Below are 20,098 nucleotides of genomic sequence, written 5' to 3' on the forward strand. Positions count from 1 at the left end.
GCCGGCGGCCAGGTCGCCGAGCGCGGCGCCGACCGCCGCGGCGAACGGGTCGGGCCCGGCGGCGAGGGTGAGGAAGGCGTCCACCGCGGCGGCCCGGTCGGTCTCCTGCCTGGCAGCCAGACCGTAGGCCAGGCCGGTGGTCAGTGCCGGGCCGACCGGGCCGGTGCCCTCGGCCAGCAGCGGTAGCAGCCTGCCGGTGTCGCGCCGGTCCTCGTCGGCCAGGGCGGCGAGCTCGGGCAGCGCCCAGGCGGCGGTCGCCTCGCGGTGGTGCGGCAGCACCATGGCCAGCGCCTCCTCGACGCCGGCGAACGCGTCGGGGCTGTAGACCGGCTTGCCCGGCGGGTCGAGGGTGAGCAGCTGGCGCTCCAGGCGCAGGCCGCCGTCGCGTGACGGGCGCAGGGTGGCCACGACACGGCGCTCCACCACGGAGTCCCAGCTGGACGAGGTGGTGCGCTGAGTGAACCGCTCGCTGACCGGATCGGGCAGGCCGCCGCCGGCGAGCCACTGGGCGAACTGCCGCCCGGCGGGCGAGGTCAGCGCGGCGGCGCCGGCCATCACCTCGCCGGCCACGGCGGAGCGGGGCAGCCGGAGCAGGGCCTGCTCCAGATCGAACGACCAGGGCTGCCAGCCCTCGGCCTCGGCGCCGGCCAGCCGGTCGAGCAGCACCGCCGGGTCGAGGCTGCCGTTCACCCGGGTGGGGGTGGCGACCAGCATCGGGATCATCGAGCTGTCGATGTGGACGGCGATCTCGGCGGCGCGCAGGGCGAGCACGCCGACGGGGCGGCTGGACAGCTCGGACCCGGTGCCACCGCGCCGGCCGTCCTGCCAGGCGATCCGGACCGCGCGGCGGAGGTGCTGCAGGGTCCTGCCGTGGCCGGCGGTGGCGGTCGCCGCGCGGAGGGCGGCGCCGAGGCAGACCAGCGGGGAGCCGGCATTCCACCGGCTCTCGGTGAAGTGGAACGCCTCCCGCTCCAGAACCGGGGCCAGGGCGGCTGCCAGGGCCGCCCGCTCGCCGGCCCCGTGGAGCGCGACGAGCGCGGCCAGCACCCGCTCCCAGCGGACGCCGGACTGCTCCCGAACGAGCGTGGCCACCTCCTCGGCCAGCTCGGCGGCGGACGCGATCGGCGGCGGCATCGGGGCCGGCCCCGGCGGGGTGGGCAGCGCCGGAGCACCGGTGGGGCGGGCCACCGCAACGGTGGCGCCGAACAGGGCGCCGGCCCGGGCCGGCAGATCACCGGAGAGCACCGAGGCCGCGCCGGCGAGCCGGGCGACCGCCTCCGGCTCCAGCCGGGGGAGGTGCTTGGCGACCAGGGTCAGGGCGCGTTCCTGGATGTCGAGCGCGGGATGGCCGAACGCGCCGGCGATCGTCTCGACCACCTCACCGGCCCGCTCCGGCTCGCGGCGGGCGACTCGCTCCAGCCAGGAGAGCTGGGACTTGGCCACCGCTTTCTCCGGGCGGGTCAGCACCGCCGAGCTGGTCTCCAGGAGCGTCTCCAGGTCGAGGCGGCGGGCCTCGTCCAGCGCCCGCAGGGCGCGCTGCGCCGGCGTGGCCACCGGGCCCGGCCCCTCGGCGAGCAGGCGGGCGTAATCGAGGGTGTGCGCGGCAACCTCGTCGACGGTCGGAGCGAGGGCGTCGTGCAGCAGCACGAACGGCCGCAGCGCGTGCGGCCGGTCACCGCGGACCAGCCGGTCGATGGTGGCGGCCAGGATCGTCTTGCGCTCCAGCCGGCCCTCGCTGACCAGCGCGGCGACGGCGCCCGGGAAGGGGTTGTCCGGTTTGCCGGCATTGCTCCATGCGGCGCTGGTGATGACAGAGCCCACGCCGTCGATCTCGAAGACCGGCGGCAGGAGCAGATCCAGCAACGGGTCGTCGCGCAACCGCGTGCTCAACGGCGGCAGCGGGGCATGACGCAGGTGCGGGCCGGGCTCCATCAGCCGCAACAGCCACCCGCGCACCACACCCTCGGTGGCCGGCGGCTGCGCCCCGCCGGCGCGCAGGACCGCGACGGCGAAGTCCCAGGCGCCGGAGTCCCAGTCGGGCCGGGCCGGCAGTCGCCGGGCGAGCCGGGTGCCCAGGTCGCCGAGCCAGTCGATCCCGCGGGCCGCGGCGATCCGCAGGAACCGGTCCACCGGCACCGCGTGCCACATGGTGCGCATGTCGCGGCGGGACAGCAGGGCCGCCGCCCGGGCGGCGGTGGGCATGGTGCCGATGACGGCGAGCGCGTAACCCGCGGCGGGATTGACGTGCCCGAGCCACCACCCTGCCGCCCCGGCGCCCTTGATGCCCCGCTCGACCACCGCGGCGAACGCCGCGCGTTCCGCCTCGGTGGCGTCGAGCAGCAGGCGGGTGACACCGGCGTGGTCGCCGCTGCGGACCCGCCGCTCCAGGACCTCCCAGGTCAGGGTCACGCCGGCACCTCGGCGTCCTCGGTCACCGCGCCGGCGAGGACCATCTGCACGGCCAGCGCGTGCTTGCACGGCCCCCGCTCACCTCGGTGCTTCGCCCACCACGGACAGGTGCACGAGGTGGCGTCACGCACGTGGTAGACCTCGGTGCCGCTGCGCACCACCGACACCTCCGGACCGGTGGCGACCGCCCCGGCGCCCGCCAGCGCGCGGGCGCCGGCCAGCCGCGGGTTCATCCTCTCCACCACGTCCGCCGAGTAGGGCAGGGTGCGGTGGAAATAGCCCGCCTCGGCCACGTCGTAACCCACCCGCCCGGCGGTGCCGAGCTGGGTGAGCGCGTCGCGCACCCGGCGGGCGTCGAGACCGGAGGCGGCGGCCAGCTCGCCGACGTCGATCGTCGGGTCCCAGGAGAGCAGGGCGCTGATCAGGTCGGCGTCGTCGGCCGCCTCGTCACTGGCCAGCGCCGCGAGCACCGCGCCCTCGCCGGAGAACCCGCGGTACGGCTCCGGCGACAGGGTGAGCGACAGCCGCAGCGCGGGCATGCTCAGCTCCCAGGTGCTGGACACCGGCCCGGAGCCCGTGGCCACCGACGGCCCGTACACCCGGAGCGCGTTCGCGTACCGAAGGAAGGGTTTGAGGGCGGTCAGGCGGCCGGCGCCGGGCAGGCAGACCGCGCCCGGCGCGGGCCGGGATGTGAAGCGCAGCGAACGACCGGCGGGGACCGCCCACAGGATCGAGCGGTCGCCGGAGGGCAGCCGGTTGAGCAGCGCCCGCGCCTCGGCGACGCCGATCTCGGCGCGCGCGTCGAAACGGGCGGTCAGCACCTGTGCCTCGGCGAAGCCGCGCAGCCAGCGGGACGGCAGCGGCACCTTGCGCTCGACGAGCGGGCCGTCGAACGTGGTCACGGTCAGGTCGTCGGGGCCGACCGCGACGTGCAGCGGGTCGGTGCGCCCGACGCGGGTCAGCGCCCGCTGCAGTGGCAGGTTGACGTCGACGTTGGTGGTGCCGTGCGCCACGATCTCGCCGTCGAGCCCGGCGGGCAGCACATCCATCCGGGCGTAGACACCGCAGCAGCCGGAGAACGACTCGAACCGCAGCCGGTCGGAGCCGGCCGTGACCACCGGATCCAGGCTGGCCGGGCTGACCGGGCGGAAATATCGGGTCCGGGCGACTTCCGCGACGGCGAGCAGGCCGGTCGCCGCGGCGCCGGGGTCGGTGAGGAAACCGGTGAAGAAGCGGGGGTGCGCCGCCGGACCACCGGAGGTCTGCAGGGTGAGATCGCCGTCCAGGGTGGACGAGCCCAGATATGAGTACGCCGCGGAAACCATGGCGCAGAACTTAGAACGTAGGTACGACAGTTTTGCCGCAGGCGGACGGCAAGGGCACACCGGGGGACAGACGGGCCGTCTGTGGGACTAACCTCGCGGGTAGTCGGTTCGCAGGTGCGCGGCACCGGTTCGTGCCACGATTTGTGCGACGTCCAGGTTCGGAGTGGGAGAGATGAGCGAACACGTTTCCGACAGCGCCGAATGGCAGAGCCTTCAGGGCCTCGCGGAGAAGTTCTCCGCGGTGCACCTGCGTGACTTGTTCGGCAGTGACCCGCAGCGCGGCGAGCGCTACGCCGCCGAGGTCGCCGACCTGTACGTGGATTACAGCAAGAACCTGGTCACCGACGAGGTGCTGAACGCCCTGTTCGCGCTCGCCCAGCGGGCGAGGCTGAGCGAGAAGATCACGGCGATGTTCTCGGGCGAGCACATCAACGTCACCGAGGACCGGGCCGTGCTGCACACCGCCCTGCGCCTGCCCCGCGACGCCAGCCTGGTCGTCGACGGCCAGGACGTGGTCGCCGACGTGCACGGCGTGCTGGACCGGATGGCCGCGTTCAGCGACAAGGTCCGCTCCGGCGAGTGGACCGGCCACACCGGACAGCGCATCAAGACCGTGGTCAACATCGGCATCGGCGGCTCCGACCTGGGCCCGGTGATGGCCTACGAGGCGCTCAAGGACTTAAGCCAGCGCGACATCGAGTGCCGGTTCGTGTCGAACATCGACCCCACGGACCTGTTCGAGAAGACCCGCGACCTGGACCCGGCCACCACCCTGTTCATCGTGGTGTCCAAGACCTTCACCACGCAGGAGACGCTGACCAACGCCAAGGAGGCGCGCTCCTGGCTGCTGAAGACGCTCACCGACGACGCCGCGGTCGCCAAGCACTTCGTCGCGGTCAGCACGAACGCGGCCAAGGTCGCCGACTTCGGCATCGACACCGAGAACATGTTCGGCTTCTGGGACTGGGTCGGCGGTCGCTACTCGCTGCCGAGCGCGGTCGGCCTGTCCGTCATGATCGCGATCGGCCCGGACAACTTCCGCAGCATGCTCGCCGGTTACCACGCCGTCGACGAGCACTTCCGCAGCACGCCGCTCGAGCGCAACGTGCCGGCCCTGCTCGGCCTGCTCAACGTCTGGTACGACACGTTCCTCGGCGCCCAGTCGCACGCCGTCCTGCCGTACGCGCAGTACCTGCACCGCTTCGCCGCCTACCTGCAGCAGCTGACGATGGAGAGCAACGGCAAGTCGGTGCGGCTCTCCGGCGACCCGGTCACCTTCCAGACCGGCGAGGTCTTCTGGGGCGAGCCCGGCACCAACGGCCAGCACGCCTTCTACCAGCTGATCCACCAGGGCACCAAGATGATCCCGGCGGACTTCATCGGCTTCAGCGTGCCGAACCACGACATCGGCGAGATGCACGACCTGTTCATGTCGAACTTCCTGGCCCAGACCGGCGCGCTGGCCTTCGGCCGCACGCTGGAGCAGGTCCAGGCCGAGGGCACCGACGCGAAGGTCGCCCCGCACCGGGTCATGCAGGGCAACCACCCGACCACGACGATCCTCGCCGAGCGGCTGACGCCGGGCACGTTCGGGCAGCTGGTGGCGCTCTACGAGCACATCACCTTCACCCAGGGCGTGATCTGGGAGATCAACTCGTTCGACCAGTGGGGTGTGGAGCTGGGCAAGGTGATGGCGAACCAGCTCGCGCCGAAGCTGACCTCGCGGGAGGCGCCGGCCGACGACGCCGACTCGTCGACGAACGTCCTGATCAAGCGTTACCGGGCAGCACGGGGCCGATAGCGGGACATAGGCTCAGTGCCGTGGACACGTCTACGGCACTGAGCCTTCGCATGACCAGCCTGCTGCTCGGCGCGCGCACCAGAGGCGACGTCGCCGGGATCGTCGACTGGTTCGGTGCCATGCAGGCACAGGATCTCAACAGCGTGCTCTGGTCGCTCGGCGCCCGCCTGCCCGGCCGCACGTGTGCGGAGATCGTCGCCGAGACCGAGGACCGCCAGGTGGTGCGCACCTGGCCGATGCGCGGCACGGTCCATCTCATCCCGTCCGCCGACGCGCACTGGATGCTCGATCTGACCGGCGTCCGCCAGCTCACCGCGGTCCACAAACGCTGGGACTATCTGGGCCTCGACGAGAAACAGGCCAATCGCGCGATGGAGCTTCTCGCCGCCGCCTTGGCGGCGGGCGGCGGCAGACTGCCGCGATCCGCGTGCCTGGGCGCGCTCACCGAGGGCGGCCTCGACGTGACCGGTCAGCGCGGTTACCACCTGCTTTGGTACGCGTCACAGCGCTCGTTGACGGCCATCGCGCCCAATGCCGGCGCCGAGCAGACGTTCGTGCTCCTGGACGAGTGGGTTCCCCGGCGCAACGAGCCGTCCCGGGAGGAAGCCCTGGCGATCCTGGCCCGGCGCTATTTCCGCTCGCACGGCCCGGCCACGGTCAAGGACTTCGCCGGCTGGACCACGCTGACGCTCACCGACTCCCGGGCCGGCATCGCGGCCGCCGGCCTGGCCGAGGTCGACGTCGACGGTGTTCCGATGGTCGCCGATCCGGAGGTGCTCGACGCCGGCCCGGTGACCGGGTGGTGGGCGCTGCCCGGCTTCGACGAATATCTGCTGGGCTACAAGGACCGCTCGATGATGGCCTCCCCGGAGCAGTTGGCGAAGGTCGTGCCGGGTGGCAACGGGGTCTTCCAGTCCACGCTGGTGCGCGACGGCCGGGTGATGGCGACGTGGAAACGCTCTCTCGGCAAGAAAGCGGTGACGGTGACCGTGCTGCCGCTCGCCGAGTTCGACCTCGACGAGGCGCGTCCGGCGCTCGAACGCTACGCCGCCTACCTCGGCCTTCCGTCAATAGTTAAGAACCCTTGATGTTTACTGTTGTGAACGCCACTATGTGGGCATGAGACTTCGACGTGGGTTGATGGCGATGATCGCCGGGGTCGTGGTGGCGACCGGCGCCGTGGTGGCGTTCTCACCGACCGGGGCAGCGGCCGTCGCCTGCTCCTCGACGATCTGGGCGGAGGGGCCGACCTACACCGCCGGACAGCAGGTCACCTACCAGTCCAAGCTGTACCAGGCCCTGGTGACCCACACCGCCCACGCCGGCGCCGGCTGGAACCCGGCCGCCACCCCGACCCTCTGGCGCGACCTCGGCGCCTGCACCGGCGGCAGCTCGCCGTCGCCCTCGCCGTCGGTCTCGGTCTCGCCGTCCACCTCACCGTCGGTCTCGCCCTCACCGTCGCCGTCCACCAGCCAGCCCGCCTGCGCGATCAAGGGCCGCCCGGCCGGCAAGGTGCTCCAGGGCTACTGGGAGAACTGGGACGGCGCGTCCAACGGCGTGCACCCCGGCCTGGGCTGGATCCCGATCAACGACAGCCGGATCACCCAGCACGGCTACAACGTGCTGATGGCCGCTTTCCCGGTGATCCGCTCCGACGGGACGGTCCTGTGGGAGAACGGCATGGACGCCGGCGTGAAGGTGCCGACCGCCGCCGAGATCTGCGCCGCCAAGGCTCAGGGCGCGACCATCCTGATGTCCATCGGCGGCGCGACCGCCGGCATCGACCTGAGCTCCAGCACCGTCGCCGACCGGTTCGTCGCCACCATCGTGCCGATCCTGAAGCAGTACCACTTCGACGGCATCGACATCGACATCGAGACCGGCCTCACCGGCAGCGGCAACATCAACACGCTCTCCACCTCGCAGGCCAACCTGATCCGGATCATCGACGGGGTGCTCGCCGCGATGCCGTCGAACTTCGGCCTGACGATGGCGCCCGAGACGGCATACGTGACCGGTGGCAGCGTCGTCTACGGCTCGATCTGGGGCTCCTACCTGCCGATCATCAAGAAGTACCTGGACAACGGCCGCCTGTGGTGGCTCAACATGCAGTACTACAACGGCAGCATGTACGGCTGCTCCGGCGACTCGTACCCGGCCGGCACCGTGCAGGGCTTCACCGTGCAGACCCAGTGCCTCGCCAACGGCCTGACCATCCAGGGCACCACCATCAAGATTCCGTATGACAAGCAGGTCCCCGGGCTGCCGGCCCAGCCGGGCGCCGGCGGCGGCTACCTGACGCCGGCGCTGGTCTCCCAGGCGTGGAACAGCGTCCCCGGCATCAAGGGCCTGATGACCTGGTCGATCAACTGGGACGGCTCGAAGGGCTGGACCTTCGGCGACAACGTCAAGGCCCTCCAGGGCCGCTGACGGTGGGACGGGTGCTCACCGGCGTGGCGTGGCCGTCGCGCCGTCGAGCCGCCGGTGCACGAACGACAGCATGGAGAACAGGTCGAGGGCATCCGCCTCGGTGAGATCCCAGCTGGTGTCCGCCCGCGTGGTGTGCGCGGGCGGATTCCGGAAGGTTCCGAAGATTCCTTTGACCAGGTTCGCGAACCCGCGCTGCTCGCTCGTCTCGGATTCGGTCACATAGCGGTTGATCCGCAACAGCGGCGGGGCGCCGCGCACCGGCGACAGGCACTCGTCGACGAGGGGCGCCCCGTCGCTGTGCCGCCCGCTGAGAATCCGCAGCCGTTGGCTGACCCCCTTGGTCGCCTCGAAAACCGCGTGGAACAGCGAACGGCGGATCAGTTCCTCCTCGCAATAGCGGAGGACCTCGTCATGGACTCCCCGGCGCTGGAGTTCGCTGCGTAGTCGCCCGGCGATCCGGGCGACCTCGTCCAGCGTGGTCGCGACGGCCGTCGCCGCGCCCAGCCGTCCCTGCTCGGTGACCTGCAGGCCGAGCAGGGACAACGGCTCGGCCAGGGAGGTCCGCAACTCCTCGAACCGCCGGGGGTCACGCAGATGACGGGCCGGCGACATGGCAGCCGCGAGGAACCGTTCGGCGACTCCCGGGCCCTCCCGCCGCTGCTGGTCCAGCAGCGCGGCGGCGAGCCCGCTGCGCTTGTTCACCCCGATCACCGGCGGGATGCCGGCCTGCTGGAGGAGCCGCTCGATGTCGGCGCCGGACAGGCCGGGCCAGTCGGTGGCGGCGACGATGTCGGCCACCGCGGTGACGACCTCGGCGGGCCAGGGCTGCACACCGGCGTGCGAAGCGGTCATGCGGCCGTCTCCTCTCCCTCTCGGTCGGACAGCGGTGCGGGCGTCCACGCCGTACCGGTTGCCGGCAGGTCCGGGAGCGCGCCGGGCTCGATGCCGCGCTCCCGCAACCGTTGCCACAGCGGTTCCAGCGCGGCGTCCGGGTCCTGGACGAACGCGCTGTGCCGCAGGCGGACGAACTGCCAGCCGGCTCTGCGCAACTCCCGGTCCCGCCGCAGGTTGTCCTGGATCTGCTCGGGTGAGGTCACGCGTTCCGGGCTCTCGCACTCGACGGCGAGGCGGCCGTTGGCGCCGATCACCACCAGATCGATCGTCGACGTGCTGATCGGGTGCTGAACCAGCACGGTGAAGCCGCGCCGGCGCAGCAGCAGGTAGATCTGCTGGTGGAACAGCGAGGTGAACGGGCTGCGCAGCACGTCGGGTTCGGCCAGATCGTGCGCCGGGTCGGGCGTCAGCAGATTCGGCGGCCGCGTCATCCAGCTGATCAGCGAGTAACGCAGGTCGTCGGGGCTGAGCCGGGTGGCCGCGACGGAGAGGAACAGCCACAGCTGATCACGGGCGCGGGAGGCCGCCACGTTGAAGCGGCGTTCGTGCAACCGGCCGGCCAGCGCCGGCCGGGGCCGTGCGATCGTCATCGACATCAGGATCACGTCGCGTTCGTCGCCCTGGAAGTCGGGCGGTTGTCCCACCCGGATGGCGTGCCGTTCGGCGGCCGCCGCGTCGACACGCTCGTGGATCAGCGCGGAGATGAGCGTGGTCTGTGCCGTGCTCTGCGTCAGCACCACCACGCCGATCGTCCGGCGGCGATAGGCCGGGTCGCCGACCATTCGCTCGACCTGTTCCGCGATCAGCTGTGCCTCTTTGCGGTTGACCGGGTTGGACGAGAGGCCCTCCTCCTCGGCGTCCGGCACCAGGACGACCTTCAACGGGTCCAGCCGATCCGCGCCGAACTGGCGCAACGGCAGGAGGCGATCCTGGTAGAACTGGCGCGAGGACCATCCGATGATCTCCGGCATGCACCGGAAGTGCTCGTTGAGCCGGATGGTTCCGGGGAAGCGGGCGGACAGCAGCTCATAGAGGTTCGAGACCGGGTTGAAGCTCTCCCGGACGTGGTCCGGTATGCCGGCGAGGTGGTAGTCGATCGCGTCCTGCGCCCGGGCCAGCTCGCCGCGCTGGCCGGGTGCGCACTGCCGGTCGTCGCCGACGATCACCACGCGGGGCGCGAGGCAGAGCAGGAACAGCGCGTCGATCCCCGCCTGGCTCGCCTCGTCGACGATGACGACGTCGAACGCGCCAGGGCGTACGTCCATCGTCTCGACCACCTCGGCCAGCGGCATGACCCACGCCGGAACGGCGTTCCGGCCTTCCCGCATCGCGCTGCGCGCCGCCTCCTGGCGGCGTTCCCGGTGGTCGCTCTTGCCGCGGCCCAGCGAACTGCGGTGCGTACGGTAGTCCTGCAACGCCGCCCGCTGGGACTCGGTGACCCGGCTCAGGCAGTGCAGCCGCGCGCTGGCGGCGGCGAGGTCGCGGGTGACGTCGCCGAGCCGGGTCTCGATGTCGTTGAGCGCCTGTTCCGTGTCGTGCCGGCCGAGCGCGCCGATGAGCCGGCAGTACGCGGTGGCCCGGCCCCACGCCCACGCCGCGTGCAGGTGCGCGAGCCGGGTGTCCCAGGCCGTGTCGCTCGACGAGCCGGCCAGCGCCTCCGCCAGGCCGGGATGCCCGGCGCGGAGCCGGCTCATCAGCTCGCGGTAGCGGATCTCCCGGGTCTGCTGCTCCAGCGCCTCGTGGATCTGCCCGCGCGCGGTGAGACAGCCGGACACGTCGCGCCGGTCGAGAGCCGCGATCAGCGCGCCGGCCTCCGGTGCCGCGTCCGGGTCCTGGCAGATCGCCGACAGCTGGCCGATCACCTGGTCGATCATCTGCGCGGCGTCGCGGGCCCGGTCCAGCAGCGGAGCCCCACGGCAGATCCGGATCGTACGGTCCCAATCCTGCGCGTCACGGATCGCGTGCCGCAGGCCGCGACGCCGGAAGGCCCGTTCGATCTCGTCGCGGGTGGTGGCGAGCAGGTCCACGGCCGCGGCGTCCCGTTCGATGTCGAGCAGTCGCGCCACCCGGCCGCGCAGCCCAGTCGCAGCGATCGGCACGCCGAGCTGAGCCCAGGCGCGCTCGGCGTTCTCCACCACCACCATCGCTTCCAGGACGGTGACGGCCCTGGTGAGCTCGTCCACCGTGGTCGGGGCGGCCCCGTCCACAGTGCAGTCGCGAAGCAGCTCGGCGGCCTCAGACCGGGCCGCTGCGGACGGCCTGAGGAACCGGAACCAGCCCGGACCGCTCAGGTGGGCTCGTAGCCGTCTCGCCTGCCCGAGCAGACGCGCCGCGTCACCGGGTTGCGGCGTGTCGACCAGCACCCCGATGTTCTGATTCAGGACGGCGGGCAGGCCGGCGACCGGCTGGAGCTCGGCCCGCAGCGCCTCCCAGTACTGCGGCTCGCGGCGCCGCAACCGGCGGTCGGCGGCCGCGCGGCGCCAGTCGGTGCTGTCCCAATCTGCGAGGACCTCGGTGAGCCCGGCCTCGGCGAGCCCGTCGGCGGCCCGGTCGATCAGGCGGACGGCATCGGCGGCGAGTTCCGGATCCAGGTCCGGCAGCGGTCCCGGGCCGGTCAGCTCGGCGGCCTGGCGGAGCAGCGCGAACGCCGTACGGATGTCCGCCGCCCCGGGCAGCAGCGCCGGATCGGGGATGCGCTGCCGTCCCCGGGCGGCCCGCCCGGCGTCCGCGGTACGCAGCAACGCCAGCAGCTCGACCGCCTCCCCGTCGGTGAGCGGGGGCGCGACCTTGGCGGTGTCGGGCAGTTGACCGATCCACTCGTGCCGGTCCCGCCCGGCGTCGATCTGCCGGACGATCTCGAGCAGGGTCCCGCTGTACCCCGAGTTGCCGTCCGGCCGGATCGCGTACTCCTCCTCCCGCTGCACCTGCAGGTCGAGAAGAGCGTTCTTGCGCTGCTGCACGAGTTCGGCGCGCTGCCGGCCGAGCCGGTCGATGTCGCGCCGCAGCTGGTCCAGATCGGTGCCGGCGTGCAGGTTGGACAGTGCCGTGATGCTCCGGTCCAGTTCCTCGTCCACGCCGCGACGTGACCCGCCGGTGGTCAGCACGCACAGATCCCGGATGTCGGGCGGCAGCTTGTCCCGCAGCACCCGCAACGCCTGCCCCTTGGCGCTGGTGATCAGCAACCGCTGGCCGTCCGCCAGAAGGGCACAGATCAGGTTCGCGATGGTGTGCGTCTTGCCGGTGCCGGGCGGTCCCTGGATGACGGCGGCGGTGTTGCCCCGGAGCGCGGCCAGGATCCGGCGCTGTTCTTGGTTCGTGGGCAGCGGCAGGAGCGGCTCGGCGTCGTCCAGGAAGGCGGTCTGCTGGCTCTCGGCGAGCAGCCGCCGCTTGACGTCCGGCGCCATCGGGGTGACGAGCTGGGCCAGCCCGAGCGGGGCGGCGCCACCCGCGCGCATGTCCTCGGCGACGGACTCGTAGAAGTCCGCGAGGCGGTTGCCGGCCCTCGGCCGAAGCAGCAGAGCGGGTACCGGTGCCAGCTCGGCCGGCTCGTCGGTCGTCCGGGCGTCCCGCCAGCACCGCTTGCGCCACCGGGCGAGCCAGTCCGCCACGTCTGCGCCGAGCGGGTCCAGCCTGACGGCTTCCTCGCTGAGCAGCGCGGCGACCTCCCGGCCGGCGATGAAACCGTCCGCCTCGGTGAGGAACGCGCGGTCCTCCAGCCGCAGACCGCCGGTCAGCGGCGGCACCAGCCGGATGGTCTCCGTGGCGACGTCGACCCGCAGTTCGGCCTCACAGGTGAGCAGGTGCCGCCGGATCCCGGTGCGGTGTTCCAGCAGCCCCACCCCGAGCACCAGCTCGTGCGTGTCGCTTTGCTCGACCGCGCCGCGGGCGAGTTCCTCCAGCCGCCGGTACCGGTCGGCGACCTGCGCCGCCCGGTGCACCCGATCCGCCCATTGTGTCCACTGCGGCAACCAGGCCCGGTACGCCGCCTCGACCACCGCCGAACCCGCGCCGAGCACCGTGGGTGTGGGTCCGAAGGGGTCGTCGTCGCTGAGCCGCCCGGAGAGCACGTCGGGCAGTGGCGGGGGTTCCTCGCTCTCGGGGTAGCGCACCTCCAGCAACCCGGGCGTGCCGGGTGCGGCGATCAGGTCGCGGTAGTCGTCGAGCCAGATCACCCGGTTGCCGTCGATCGCGTCCCGGACGCGCTCGGCCGGCCCGGCCAGTTCCCGCAGGTAGGTCACCAGGCCGGTGGTCCGGCTGATCACCTGGTCGTCGGTCAGTGACAGCGCCTCCGGCATCGTGCCCCCAAGAAGTCGTCGTCAGCCTCACAGCTTGTACGCACTCGATGACGGAAGGCAACGAAGGTGACGTGAATGAATATCCGCTTCTGGGCTGCGCCATGCGGCCGGCGGTAGTTGACTCGGGCTCATGTCGATTTGGACCAGTGAACTCGCCGGAACGCTGCACCACGAGACCATCGACTCCACGCTGCTGCGGGGCAACCCGCTCGGCGACCCGCACGTCCGCCCGCTCTGGGTCTACACCCCGCCGGGCTACGAGCAGGGCGACACCCGCTACCCGAGCATCTACGTGATCCAGGGCTACTCCGGCCAGGTCACCATGTGGGGCAACAAGCAGGCGTTCAAGGACTCGTTCATCGAGAACGCCGACCGGATCTTCGCCGAGGGGCGGGCGCCCGGCTGCGTCCTCGTCTTCGTGGACGCGTGGACCGCCTACGGCGGCTCCCAGTTCGTCGACTCGCCCGGCACCGGGCGGTACCACTCGTACCTCTGCGACGAGGTGGTGCCCTGGGTGGACGCCCACTTCCGGACCATCGCCGACCGGGAGTCGCGGGCCATCTCCGGCAAGTCGTCCGGCGGCTTCGGCGCGATGATCACCCCGATGTTGCGGCCGGACCTGTTCGGCGCGCTCGCCACGCACGCCGGGGATGCGCTCTACGACTACATGTACCTCAACGACTTCGCCAAGACGGCCCGGTTCCTGCGCGCCTACGACCATGACATCCAGGCCTGGTGGAAGGACTTCCAGTCGCGGGTCGCCTTCACCAAGGAGGAGGACATGACGCTGGTCCTGGTGCTGGGCTGCACGGCCGCCTTCTCCGCCGACCCGGACGGGACGCCGCGGCTGCCCTTCGACCCGCGCTCCGGGCAGCTGATCCCGGAGGTCTGGGAGCGCTGGCTGGCCTGGGACCCGATCCGCATGATCGACCGCTATGCGAACGAGCTGCGAAGCCTGCGGGCGGTCTGGATCGACGCCGGGACCAGCGACGAGTGGTTCCTCGATCTGGGCGCCGAGGCGTTCAAGGACGGTCTGCGCCGGATCGGCGTGCCGGACGAGAGGATCGCCTTCGAGCTGATCCCCGGCAAGCACGGCGGCATTGACCATCGCTACCCGCTGGCCGTGGCCTGGCTCGCCGAGAGGTTGCGCCGCGACTGAGATCAACATCGATATCGCCTGATGTCTGCGACTAGCCTGGTCGGCAGTCGGCGAGGCGAGGTGGTCGTGCACATCATCTACGCGCCGGATCCCGGGCACGGCCCGGGATCCGCGACGGGCTTCGACATCGACGTCCGGCCGCGCAGCCGGGACGTCACCCTCGCCGACCTTTTTCGTACGCTGGGAGCACCCGACCCCGGCCTGGCGGCGATCGACGGCCGCCCCGTGGAGACCTCCGTCGCGATCGGCGACTCCGGGCTGCACGAGGGCGCGCTGCTCAGCCCCGCCTCGGCGGCCGTGCCCGGGCCGTGGACGCGCCCGCGCTTCGAGGCGGTGACCGTGGCCGGGTTGCGGGCCGGCCAGGTCTATCCGCTGCCGCCCGGTCAGTGGGTGGTCGGCCGCAGCCCGGCGGCGGGGCTGCGCCTCGACCACGACACGGTTTCCCGGGAGCACTGCCTGCTCACCGTCTCAGCCGATGGGGTCACCGTCACCGATCTGCGCGCGGCGAACGGCGTACAGGTCAATGGGGTGAGCGTGACCGGTCCGGCCGAGATCGACCCGCGCGATGTGATCGGGATCGGCGCGCTCGCGCTCGCCGTGCGGCGCACCGGCGCCGCGGACCGCCCGGCCGGCCTGGACCTGCTGCGGCATCTCGGCCGCGGTGGCACGGTCTCGTTCAACCGGCCGCCGCGGTCGGCGCCGCCGCCCGCCCCGGACGAGGCCACCGCCCCGGCCGAGCCGCGCGAGCCGGCGAAACCGCACTTCAGCGTCGCCTCCACGCTCGGCCCGCTGGTCCTCGCGGTGCTCATGGTGGCGATCACCCGGGACCTGCGGTTCGCCCTGTTCGCGCTGCTCTCCCCGCTGATCGGGGTCGGCACCTACCTGGAGTCGCGCCGCCGCAGCCGCAAGGAGGCCGCGGCCGACCAGCAGCGCTACGAGCGGGAGCTGAGCGAGCTGGACGCCCGGATCGCCGCGGCCGGCGAGATCGAACGCGCCCGGCTGCGGCACGTGCTCGCCGACCCGGCCGAGGCGCTGCGCCGCGCCGAGCTGCCCAGCACCCGGCTCTGGGAGCGGCGCACCCACCACGACGACTTCCTGCTGCTGCACGCCGGGATCGCCGACCGGCCGTGGCGCCCGCCGGTGCGCTCCGAGGTGGGGCGGCTGCCGGCCGCCGTCGCGGACCGTCTCGACGCCGCCCGGCTGCCGGCCGCCCCGGTCGAGATCAACCTGGCCGGTGGGGGAGTCACCGGCATCGTCGGTGACCGGACCGCCGCCCTGGCCGTGGCCCGCAGCCTGCTCTGCCAGGCCGCCGTCCACCACGGGCCGGCCGACCTGACGATCGGCGTCTTCGTCGACGACGGCCGCGAACCGGAGTGGGACTGGTGCAAGTGGCTGCCGCACACCCGGCTCGGCGACGACAGCGGCCGCATGCTGTCGCACCGGCGCGACTCCAGCGACGCCCTGCTGCGGCAGCTCGCCGCCGGGGCGGCCGACGGCACCGCGCTGGTGGTGCTCGACTCCGACGTGCTCACCGAGGGGGTGCACTCGCCGGCCCGGGACCTGCTGAACGCCGCCCGCACCCCGCCGCGCGGCGCGTTCGGCGCGGCCGACAAGCCGGTCCCGGTCGCCGCGATCGTCCTCGCGGCCACCGCCGACCGGCTGCCGGCGGCCTGCGACACGGTCGTCGATATCGTCGGGACGGACGGCGACGCGACCGTACGACGGCCGGCCGAGGGCGGCGAGGTGACCGGGGTGCTGCTGGCCGGGCTGGCGGTCGACGAGGCCCGCGCCTGCGCCCGGAACCTGGCCCGGTTCGACGACCCGGAGCTGCGGCGGACCGGGGCGGGGCTGCCGGACGGCGTACGGCTGCTCCCGATGCTCGGCCTGACCCGCATCGACGCCGCAGCGATCCGGCAGCGCTGGCACCGCGCCGACCCGGTGGCGCTCGCCGCGCCGCTCGGAGTGACCGACCGCGGGGTGTTCACGCTGGATCTGATCCGCGACGGGCCGCACGGCCTGGTCGGCGGCACCACCGGCTCCGGCAAGAGCGAGCTGCTGCGCAGCCTGGTCGCCGCGCTGGCGGCGAACACCGACCCGTCCCGGCTCACCTTCGTGCTGATGGACTACAAGGGCGGCGCGGCGTTCGACGAGTGCGCGCGCCTGCCGCACACCGTCGGGCTGGTGACCGACCTCGACGAGCAGCTCGGCGAGCGCGCGCTGCGCGCCCTCGAGGCCGAGCTGCGGCATCGCGAGCGCCGGTTGCGCGAGGTGCGGGCCGACAACCTGATCGAGTACGTACGCGGCGGCGCCGCCGAGCGTGACCCGCTGCCCCGGCTGGTCGTGGTGATCGACGAGTTCGCCACCATGGCCAAGGAGCTGCCGGACTTCCTGACCGCGCTGGTCGGGATCGCGCAGCGTGGCCGCACCCTCGGCGTGCACCTGATCCTCGCCACCCAGCGGCCGTCCGGGGCGGTCAACGACAACATCCGCACCAACACCAACCTGCGGGTGGCGTTGCGGGTGCAGGACGCCGCTGACTCGGTCGACGTGATCGGGGTACGCGAGGCCGCCGAGGTGAGCCGGCTGCTGCCCGGCCGGGCCTACGTGCGGCTCGGCCCGGGCGAGGTGGTGCCGATCCAGACCGCGCTGGTGACGACGGTGTCCGGGGGAGGCGACGACGCCCCGGTGGCGGTGACGCCGTTCGTGTTCGGGCCGGGCGCCGCGCCCGCCGAGAAGAAACCGGCCCCGGTGTCGGCGCGCACCGACCTGGCCCGCCTCGTCGACGCCATCATCGACGCCGCGGCGGACCTGCCCGCGCCGCGCCGCCCCTGGCCCGAACCGCTCGGCGGCGAGGTCGACCTGGCCGGCCTGCCGCCGGACGCGGCCCGCGCGACCGTGGCGCTCGCCGACGACCCGGACCGGCAGGAGCAGTACCCGATCGGCTGGGAACCCGCCGAGGGCAACCTGCTGCTGTTCGGGATCACCGGCAGCGGCACCACCACGACCCTGCTGGCGCTCGCGCTCAGCCTGGCCGTCGCCCGGGCGCCGGAACAGCTGGAGGTGTACGCCGTCGACTACGGCACCGGTGACCTGGGCGTTCTGGAGGCGCTGCCGCACACCGGCACGGTGATTGCCGCCGACGACCGGGAACGGCAGGTGCGCCTGGTCCGGCACCTGCGCGCGGAGCTGGACCGGCGGCGTACCGGTGGCCCGCCGGCCCGGCCGATCCTGGTGCTGATCGACAACCTGGCCGCGATGCGCGCCGAGTTCGACGACGTCGAGGGTCTGGCCGTGCTGGACACCCTGACCCGCCTGTACGCCGACGGCACCGCGGCCGGGATCTGGTTCGCGGTGACCGCCGACCGGTTCAGCACCATCCCGCCGGCGTGGACGTCGGTCACCACCCAGCGCTGGCTGTTCCGGCTGCCCGACCCGTACGACTATGTCCAGGCCGGCCTGACCCGCAAGGACGTGCCGGCCAAGCTGCCCGGCCGGATGGTCGCCCTGCCGGCCGGCCTGCAGGCGCAGGTCGGGCGGCCCACCCCGACCACGGCCGCGATGGCCGCCGCGGTCGCGGCGAAATATCCGGACGGCCCGCGGCCGGCCACCCGCATCGGCGTCCTGCCGTCGGCGGTGGCCGTCGCCGACCTGCCCGCGCCGTCGCTGGCCGGCGAGCCGTGGCGGCTGCCGCTCGGCGTCCGGGAGAGCGACCTGGAAGCCGCGCCGCTGGTGCTCTACGAGGGCGACCACGCGCTGATCGCCGGGCCGGCCCGCTGCGGCAAGAGCACCACGCTGCTCACCCTGGCCGCGGTGCTGCGCGGCCACGTCCACCTGGCCGGCGTCGGCGGCCGGCGGTCACCGCTGCGCGACTGCGCCGACCTCGACCGGGTCGCGCTCGCCGGTGGGGAGGCGAGCGCGCTCCTCGCCGACCTGCGGACCGTCGAGGGGCCGGCCGTGCTGCTGATCGACGACGCGGAAGGCCTGGACGACGCCGACGGCGCGATCGCCGGCCTGCTCGCCGCGAACCGGCCAGACCTGCACGTGGTGATCGCGGCGCGGGCCGACGCGCTGCGCGCCCTCTACGGTCATTGGACGCAGACGGTCCGCCGGTCGAAGGCGGGCCTGCTGCTGCGGCCCAACATCGACCTGGACGGCGACCTGCTCGGGGTGACGCTGCCGCGGCGGGCCCCGGTGCGGCTGGGCGCCGGCCGCGGCTACCTGATCCACAACGGCGAGTGGGACATCGTCCAGGTCGCCACCTAGAAGGTCACCAGGGGGTCGCCGAAGAAGTCGGCGATGAAGTTGATGAAGAAGAAGCCGAAGAACAGCACGTTCAACACCAGCACCACGTAGTGCCAGGGGCGCGGCTGGGCCGGCCGGGGCAGCTTGCTGTTGAGGTACATCAGCATGAACGGGTAGATCAGCGCGCCCAGGTTGGACATGTTCGCCGACCACTGCACCAGGTTGACCGGCACCGCCAGGTGCAGGACCACCGAGATCACCACCAGCAGCACCAGCATGAACGGGAAGTAGAACCGGCGCGGATCGCCCTCGATCATGGCCCGCAGCTTCGGGCTGGTGGCGTGCGCGGCGTCGGTCGTCACCCGGACCATCGCCTCGAAGATGCCGAGCTGGGTGCTGAACAGGATCAGCACCCCGAGGATCAGCGCGAAGTAGAACATGCCGCGGCCGTATTCGGTCTCCAGCACCGAGGCGACGAAGGTGGGCACGTCGGCGGCGGTCGGCCGGGTGCCGGAGACCTCGACGGCGTGCGCCATCAGGATCGTCGGCAACAGCATGCCGATCATGGCGCCGATGAAGAAGACACCCCACATGTCCACCAGCAGCAGCCGGTACCACCGGCGCCAGCGGCTCCGGTTGGCCGGGTCGTCGGGGAACGTCACGCCGACGTCGAGCATCTTCTTCTGGTCGCCGCGCAGGCCGGAGATGAACCCGGTGCGGTAACCCATGCCGTAGCCCTTGTCCCGGTAGTGGCCCATCACGTACCAGTTGAGGCCGGAGGCGAGCGCGGTGAAACCGGCCAGGCCGCCCAGCTGCGTCGCGGTGATCCCCTCCGGCGGGGCGGCCGGGGTGACGAACCCGCGGATCCCCTCCCACCAGGTCTCGAACGGCACCACGAACAGGTCGATCAGGATCAGGCTGACCAGGATCGTGCCGACCATCACCCAGTTGGCGAGCTCCAGGGTGCGGCTGATCCGCTTGGCGAACAGGGTCAGCAGGAACACCACGATCAGCAGCCCGATCGCCCACAGCCGGGGCTCCTCGGCGCCGGCGGGCGCCACCTCGCCGTGCACCAGGGCATACATGCCCTGGCCGGCGGAGGCGGCCCAGCCGCCGGCGATGAACGCGAAGATCACCACGAAGACGGAGAGCGGCACCCAGAGCAGAAAACCCGGGGGTACGCGGCCCCAGCCGACGACCGGCACCTCCCCGGTGGCCAGCACGTAGCGGGAGCACTCCACGTTGTAGAAGGTCTGCAGGACCGCGGAGACCAGGATGACCCAGCCGACGCCGACGAAGCCGTACTGGCCGACGGCCTGCGGGCCGAGCAGCCACTCGCCGCTGCCGATCGAGATGCCGAGGGCGATCAGGCTGGGGCCGACCACGTACATGAACAGCTGGCGTGGACCGATCCGGTCGACTTTGAAGACCTGTTCGGGCTCGGGCAGGTCGTCCACCGCCAGGTCCGGGCGGCTGCGGCCGAGCGGGTACGAGCGGGCTGCGGTGTCGTGATCCATGCGGCGCCTCCTCGACGAGGACGAGG

The 20,098-nt window shown here is 72.5% G+C and carries 10 protein-coding genes; 5 read left to right on the top strand and 5 right to left on the bottom strand.

The features are described from left to right. The coding region (locus AB0F81_RS36295) for a DUF6493 family protein (RefSeq protein WP_360204831.1) at positions 1–2,409 on the bottom strand (2,409 nt) is incomplete at its 3' end. Continuing rightward, positions 2,406–3,734, bottom strand: a complete 1,329-nt coding sequence (locus AB0F81_RS36300) for an SWIM zinc finger family protein (protein WP_360204834.1) — start codon at positions 3,732–3,734, stop codon at positions 2,406–2,408. The genes AB0F81_RS36300 and AB0F81_RS36295, both read right to left, overlap by 4 nt. A gap of 172 nt (positions 3,735–3,906) precedes the next feature. On the opposite strand from AB0F81_RS36300, the gene pgi reads away from it, so the two are divergent. The 3 genes from pgi to AB0F81_RS36315 are packed head-to-tail and all read left to right on the top strand — an operon-like array spanning position 3,907 to position 7,965. After that, positions 3,907–5,535 (top strand): glucose-6-phosphate isomerase, encoded by a 1,629-nt coding sequence (pgi, locus tag AB0F81_RS36305; RefSeq protein ID WP_360204836.1) that lies wholly within the window; start codon positions 3,907–3,909, stop codon positions 5,533–5,535. A 20-nt stretch (positions 5,536–5,555) separates the two neighbouring features. Continuing rightward, complete coding sequence (locus AB0F81_RS36310) at positions 5,556–6,623, top strand: winged helix DNA-binding domain-containing protein (protein WP_360204838.1); 1,068 nt, start codon at positions 5,556–5,558, stop codon at positions 6,621–6,623. A gap of 31 nt (positions 6,624–6,654) precedes the next feature. Then, the gene (locus AB0F81_RS36315; protein ID WP_360204841.1) at positions 6,655–7,965 is read left to right on the top strand and encodes a glycosyl hydrolase family 18 protein; all 1,311 of its coding nucleotides are present in this window, start codon (positions 6,655–6,657) and stop codon (positions 7,963–7,965) included. A 15-nt stretch (positions 7,966–7,980) separates the two neighbouring features. On the opposite strand, the gene AB0F81_RS36320 is transcribed toward AB0F81_RS36315, so the two are convergent. Continuing rightward, positions 7,981–8,817 (bottom strand): TIGR02391 family protein, encoded by an 837-nt coding sequence (locus AB0F81_RS36320; protein WP_360204843.1) that lies wholly within the window; start codon positions 8,815–8,817, stop codon positions 7,981–7,983. Beyond that, positions 8,814–13,154, bottom strand: a complete 4,341-nt coding sequence (locus tag AB0F81_RS36325) for an AAA domain-containing protein (RefSeq protein WP_360204846.1) — start codon at positions 13,152–13,154, stop codon at positions 8,814–8,816. The genes AB0F81_RS36320 and AB0F81_RS36325 overlap by 4 nt, the downstream gene beginning before the upstream one ends. 130 nt (positions 13,155–13,284) lie before the next feature. On the opposite strand from AB0F81_RS36325, the gene AB0F81_RS36330 reads away from it, so the two are divergent. Beyond that, a complete protein-coding gene (locus tag AB0F81_RS36330) occupies positions 13,285–14,313 on the top strand; it encodes an alpha/beta hydrolase-fold protein (protein ID WP_360204849.1) in 1,029 nt (342 codons plus the stop codon). A 21-nt stretch (positions 14,314–14,334) separates the two neighbouring features. Further along, positions 14,335–18,576 (top strand): FtsK/SpoIIIE domain-containing protein, encoded by a 4,242-nt coding sequence (locus AB0F81_RS36335; RefSeq protein ID WP_360204852.1) that lies wholly within the window; start codon positions 14,335–14,337, stop codon positions 18,574–18,576. Here the strand turns inward: AB0F81_RS36335 and AB0F81_RS36340 are convergent. Continuing rightward, on the bottom strand, positions 18,573–20,072 hold the full coding sequence (locus AB0F81_RS36340) for an Nramp family divalent metal transporter (protein ID WP_360204855.1): 1,500 nt from the start codon (positions 20,070–20,072) through the stop codon (positions 18,573–18,575). The genes AB0F81_RS36335 and AB0F81_RS36340 overlap by 4 nt on opposite strands. Positions 20,073–20,098: the final 26 nt, after the last annotated feature.

The organism is Actinoplanes sp. NPDC024001, from assembly GCF_040638955.1.
Taxonomy (GTDB): Bacteria; Actinomycetota; Actinomycetes; order Mycobacteriales; family Micromonosporaceae; genus Actinoplanes.